Source organism: Methylosinus sp. R-45379, from assembly GCF_001644125.1.
Lineage (GTDB): Bacteria > Pseudomonadota > Alphaproteobacteria > Rhizobiales > Beijerinckiaceae > Methylosinus.
Map to the genome: position 1 here is coordinate 1 of NZ_LUUM01000008.1, position 5,069 is coordinate 5,069.

7 protein-coding genes are annotated in these 5,069 nt (G+C 65.7%); 6 read left to right on the top strand and 1 reads right to left on the bottom strand.

Translation table 11 applies throughout. The features are described from left to right. The 4 genes from A1351_RS01165 to A1351_RS25060 form a co-directional block, all read left to right on the top strand. Positions 1–921: MFS transporter (locus A1351_RS01165; protein ID WP_064031945.1), on the top strand; the 921-nt coding region annotated here is incomplete at its 5' end. Continuing rightward, positions 918–1,166 carry a XapX domain-containing protein gene (locus tag A1351_RS01170; protein ID WP_064031946.1) on the top strand — a complete coding sequence of 83 codons (249 nt, stop codon included), beginning with the start codon at positions 918–920 and terminating at the stop codon, positions 1,164–1,166. The genes A1351_RS01165 and A1351_RS01170, both read left to right, overlap by 4 nt. 78 nt (positions 1,167–1,244) lie before the next feature. Next, complete coding sequence (locus tag A1351_RS01175) at positions 1,245–1,784, top strand: hypothetical protein (RefSeq protein WP_198029877.1); 540 nt, start codon at positions 1,245–1,247, stop codon at positions 1,782–1,784. Then, positions 1,781–2,899, top strand: coding sequence for a DUF1275 family protein (locus A1351_RS25060; protein ID WP_198029876.1), 1,119 nt, complete (start codon positions 1,781–1,783; stop codon positions 2,897–2,899). Before A1351_RS01175 ends, A1351_RS25060 begins: the two co-directional genes overlap by 4 nt. Before the next feature lie 28 nt (positions 2,900–2,927). Here A1351_RS25060 and A1351_RS01185 read toward each other — a convergent pair whose 3' ends face one another. After that, entirely contained in the window at positions 2,928–3,857 is a 930-nt protein-coding gene (locus tag A1351_RS01185; protein ID WP_024879526.1) for a LysR family transcriptional regulator, read from the bottom strand. Between the two features lie 111 nt (positions 3,858–3,968). On the opposite strand from A1351_RS01185, the gene A1351_RS01190 reads away from it, so the two are divergent. Together A1351_RS01190 and A1351_RS01195 are read left to right on the top strand one after the other, a co-directional pair. Then, on the top strand, positions 3,969–4,667 hold the full coding sequence (locus A1351_RS01190) for a pirin family protein (protein ID WP_064031947.1): 699 nt from the start codon (positions 3,969–3,971) through the stop codon (positions 4,665–4,667). A gap of 60 nt (positions 4,668–4,727) precedes the next feature. Further along, the gene (locus A1351_RS01195) at positions 4,728–5,054 is read left to right on the top strand and encodes a DoxX family protein (RefSeq protein WP_083967004.1); all 327 of its coding nucleotides are present in this window, start codon (positions 4,728–4,730) and stop codon (positions 5,052–5,054) included. The last annotated feature ends 15 nt before the right edge of the window (positions 5,055–5,069 follow it).

Sequence of the window (5,069 nt, forward strand, 5' to 3'; positions counted from 1 at the left end):
GCGGCGCCCGATGCGCTCACGCTGGCCATCGCGTCGGCGCTCGTCGGTTTCGCTGCGAGTGTCGCGCAGCAGCTCGTTCCACTCACTGCGGAACTCGCGCACCCACAGCGGCGGGGCGCCGCCATCGGCGCAGTGATGTCGGGACTGCTGCTCGGCGTGCTGCTGAGCCGCACGCTCGCCGGATTCGTCGCCGCACAATTCGGCTGGCGCTCCATGTTCCTCGCCGCGTCTCCGGCGATGCTGCTGGTGGCGCTCGCCCTCCAAGCGATTCTCCCGGATGTGCGTGGCGAGCTACGCCTCGCTTATCCAGAGCTGATGGGCTCTCTGCGGCATCTCTGGCGCGACCTGCCGGCGCTGCGGCGCGCAGCATTCACGCAAGCTTTCCTGTTTGCCGCTTTTTCCGTCTTCTGGACAGTGTTGGCGCTACGGCTCGCGGCGCCGCCTCTCGGGCTCGGCGCCGCCGATGCGGGCTTGTTCGGCGTGGTCGGAACGATCGGCGTCATCGCCGCGCCGCTCGCCGGACGCATAGCCGACGCGCGCGGACCGTCCACGATCGTTCGACTGGGAGCCGCGCTGGCGCTGGCCTCCTGGGCGGCGATGGCCTTCTGGAGCGGTCTTGCAGGACTCATCGCTGGCGTAATGGCGCTCGATTTCGCGATGCAGGCGGCGCTCGTGTCCAATCAGCATGTGATCTACGCGCTGCGCGCCGAAGCGCGCGGACGGCTCAACACTCTGTTCATGACGACCATGTTCCTCGGCGGCGCGGGGGGCTCGTTCAGCGCGATGATCGCTTGGCGGCTCGGCGAATGGCCGGCCGTCGCCGTCTTGGGAGCTGCGTTCAGCGCCGCGGCGCTCGCTATTCAGCTTCGCGCCCCGCCGCGCCCGTCACTCTCTCGAGAAGCAGGAAGCCCAACGCGATGAGCTCTTATCTCCTATCCCTCGGCGCCGGACTTTTGATCGGCGTCGTCTACAGCCTGCTCGGCGTCCGTTCCCCTGCGCCGCCAGTCGTCGCGCTCGTCGGGCTCGCCGGAATATTGCTCGGCGAGCAGATCGTTCCGATCGCCAAACGGACCGCCGATCGAGCCGAGCTCGTCCGCTTCATTCGCCATGATTGCTCGCAACATGTTCTGGGGCCGCTCCCCGCGAATAGGGACCGCGACGGCTGACGCGGCCGCGGCGATATCCATCAATGACAGGCTAGCGCCACCGGAGGCTCGAAACTCGTCACCGACATAGACGCCGCGGTGAAGGCGGCGCGACGCAATGGGGCGATACGGCTGATCGAAACCTTCCCCGACCCCATCGGCCGCGATGTCGTCGTGCAATGGCCGGGCGGCGTGAACATGCAGCTCTATTGGCATACAGCCAAGCCGAATTATGCGCCGCTGACGAGCGTCCCCGAAAACCGCGTCTATCTCACCGCCGACGCCGCCGATGAGTTCATCCGTCGCTGGACCGGCTTCGCGCATGGACGCATCCTTTCCGATGAGAAGTCGGCGCCCGGAAGCGAAGCGGGCCAGCCGGACAAGACGATCCGCCGCGTGCGGATCGCCTCCGGCTATGGCAAGCTCACGGTTCTTGTCTCGAATGGGCAATTGCCTTGGCCCTGGGGCCGCGATTTCACCGGCTATGAGGTGAGCGACCTCGAAGCGACGCTCACCAAGGCGGAGGCAGCCGACGCGAGAATTGTTGTACGGCCCTATGACGCAGGCGATCGACGGGCGGCGCTCGTCGAATTTCCAGGCGGCTATATCGCCGAAATCCATCAGGCGCGCGCGCGATGAGCGCGACCTCCAAGCCCATCTTGGCAATTCTCTCGTCGCGATGGATGAGCTTCCTCATCCGCCTGCTGCTCGTCGCGGCCTATCTGCTCGGCGGCGTGAGCAAGCTTTTGGATTGGCCCGGCGCCGTGGCGGAGCAAGAGCATTTCGGACTGCATCCGCCCACCCTCTTCGCCGCGCTGACGATCGCGGTCGAGATCATCGGCCCGGCCCTCATTCTTCTCGACCGAATGGCGTGGCTCGGAGCGGCGGCGCTCGGGAGCTTCACTTTGCTCGCTGCTTTCACCGCCAATCCCTTTTGGACGATGCAGGGGCCGGAGCGTATAGCGGCGGCGAACGCCTTTTTCGAGCATCTCGGGCTCGTCGCGGGCTTCGCTCTCATCGCCATGCTCGACCTCGGCAAGCGCGACCGAAAGCCGCTCATGTACGAGCCTTCGCAGTCTCCGCTGCCATGGCTGCTCTTGTTGCTCTCGGTCACGACCGGCCTCGTCGATGCGATCAGCGTGCTCGGCCTCGGCAAGGTCTTCACCGCGAATATGACCGGCAATATCGTCTTCCTCGGCCTAGCCGCGACAGGGGCGCCAGGCTTCGAGGTGACGCCTTATCTCGTCGCGCTCTCCGCCTTTCTGCTAGGCGCGCTCGGCGCCGGGCGCATCGGTCGCGCGCATGTCGGCCTGCCGCTGCGTCGCTGGCTGACTGCGGCCGCGATCATCGAGGCATTACTGATCTGGGCGAGCGCGGTCATGGCCTTCGGCGTGGAAGCCACGAGCCCGCGCTCGACGATAATGATTTACGCGATCATCGCATTCACCGCCGTCGCCATGGGTTTTCGCAACGCGACCATTCGGCAGCTGAAGATTCCCGATCTGACCACGACCGTTCTGACCTTGACGCTGACCGGCCTCGCCGCGGATTCGCCGCTCGCCGGCGGCGCCAACGCCAATTGGCCGCGGCGCCTGGGCAGTGTCGCGGCAATCTTTCTCGGCGCGGGAATCGGCGCGTTTCTCGTCGTCCATAGCGGTCTCGCGGCGCCGCTGTTCCTGGCCGGAGCGCTGATCCTGCTTGGAACCATCCTCTGCGCGCTTCATCCCGCATCGAGCGAGCCGGCAAAGGGTTGACGAGGTTTTCTCGAGAATGAGATCCCGATCAAACGTCGCTCAGCCCTTCGACCGGCGAATCGACCGCGCCCAGCGCGACGAAGCGATCGACCAGCCAGGAGGCGGCCGGCCCCGGCGGAGCCTCACGCCGCCAAATGCACGAAAAGCGATAGAGGCCGCCCGGATGATCCGGCATGGCGAGCCGCACCAGCGCGCCCGACGCCAGATCGCTCGCGATCATATGCAAAGGCATGTTGCCCCAGCCGACGCCCTCGCGCAGCAAAGCGTGCTTGGCGCCGAGATCGGCGAGCCGCCAGCTGCGCGGGCTGATCACAGAGAAATCGCGTCCCTCGGTGAAGCGCGAGCGATCCGTGAGCACGAGCTGCGTATGCTCGCGTGCGGCGCCGGGCGGGATGCGCGCCATGCGCCCCAGCGGATGATCGGGACCCGTGACCGGGATCAGCGCAATCGATCCGGCCGCGATGCTCTCTATCCCCTCGACGCCGAGCGAGAGCGGACCCGATACGCCGATCATCGCCGCGCCGTCCAGCACCATCGCCGTGACCGCGCCGAGCGCCTCCACATGCAGCTGCAGCGCCACCGTCGGAAATTGCTGCGCGAATTCCCGCAGCACGGCTCCCACCCGCTCCGTCGGCAGCATCACATCGACGGCGAGATCGACCTCCGCCTCCAGCCCCTCGAGCAGGCCCTTGACCTTGGCGCGCAAATCCTCGACGCCGCGCGAGATCGCCCGCGCCTCCGCCAGCAGCGCGCGCCCGGCCACGGTGAGCCGCGGCTTGCGCGTTCCCTCGCGCTCGAACAGCTCTATGCCGAGCTGCGCCTCGAGATTGGCGATTCCATAGCTGATCACCGAGACGGCGCGGTTCAGCCGCCGCGCCGCGCCGGCGAAGCTGCCGGCGTCGACAATGGCCAGGAAGATGGTCAGCTGGTCGAGGCTGGGCGCGCCCGGATTGCTCACTTTTCAACTTTCTCGAACAGTTCGACAAAAATTATCCGACTGAACAGAAAGGAGCGCAACCCTTAAATCCGCTCCATCGACAGCGACCGATCACGCGACGGGAGATTTGCAATGATCGAACTGAGACCTTTCGACAGCCTCGGCGGCGCCGATCACGGCTGGCTCGACGCCAAGCATCATTTCTCATTCGCCGGCTATCACGATCCCGAGCGGATGCATTGGGGCAATCTGCGCGTCTGGAACGACGACACGATCGCGCCGCACTCCGGCTTTCCGACGCATCCGCATCGCGACATGGAAATCGTAACCTATGTCCGCGAGGGCGCGATCACGCATCAGGATAGTCTCGGCAATAAGGGCCGCACCGCGGCCGGCGACGTGCAGGTGATGAGCGCGGGCTCAGGGATCGCCCATTCCGAATATAATCTCGAGAATGAGACCACCCGGATCTTTCAGATCTGGATCTTGCCGACGACGCGCGGCGGTGCGCCGGATTGGGGATCTCGCCCCTTTCCCAAGGGCGAGCGCTCGGGCCGTTTCGTCACTCTCGCTTCCGGCTTCGACAATGACGGCGACGCGCTGCCGATCCGCGCCGAGGCGCGCGTCGTCGGCGCGACTCTCCGGACCGGCGAGACGGCGGAATATGCGCTGGGCCGCGACCACAAAGCCTATCTCGTGCCGGCGAGCGGCGCCGTGCGGATCGACGATCTGCGCGTCAACGCCCGTGACGGCGCCGCCATCAGCGATGTCGACATCCTACGCGTCACAGCGCTCGAGGACAGCGAGATCGTTCTCGTCGACTCCGCATGACCATAGGCCGGCGCCGGCGCGCCGGCCGCGATCGCAAACATGACCAAAAGGATCGAGACAATGACCAATGTTCGTAACGCCGATTACGCCGCTCTGCTGCTGCGTGTGAGCCTCGGCGCGCTGTTTCTCGCGCATGGGCTTCTCAAAATTTTCGTGTTCACTCTGCCTGGAACGGCGCGATTCTTCGAATCGCTCGGCTACCCATCGCTGCTCGCCTATGTGGTCGTGGCCGCGGAAATCGGCGGAGGCCTCGCATTGATCTTCGGCGTTTTCACGCGCTTCGTGTGCCTCTCGCTCATTCCGCTGATGATCGGCGCGCTGATCGTGCATCTGCCCAATGGCTGGCTGTTCTCCAATGCGAATGGCGGATGGGAGTTTCCAGCGTAAGCATTCGCCGTAGGC

Coding starts and splice junctions, on each gene's coding strand:
- A1351_RS25060 (WP_198029876.1), top strand. CDS start 1,781: ATGAGCGCGACCTCCAAGCCCATCTTGGCAATTCTCTCGTCGCGATGG.
- A1351_RS01190 (WP_064031947.1), top strand. CDS start 3,969: ATGATCGAACTGAGACCTTTCGACAGCCTCGGCGGCGCCGATCACGGC.
- A1351_RS01170 (WP_064031946.1), top strand. CDS start 918: ATGAGCTCTTATCTCCTATCCCTCGGCGCCGGACTTTTGATCGGCGTC.
- A1351_RS01195 (WP_083967004.1), top strand. CDS start 4,728: ATGACCAATGTTCGTAACGCCGATTACGCCGCTCTGCTGCTGCGTGTG.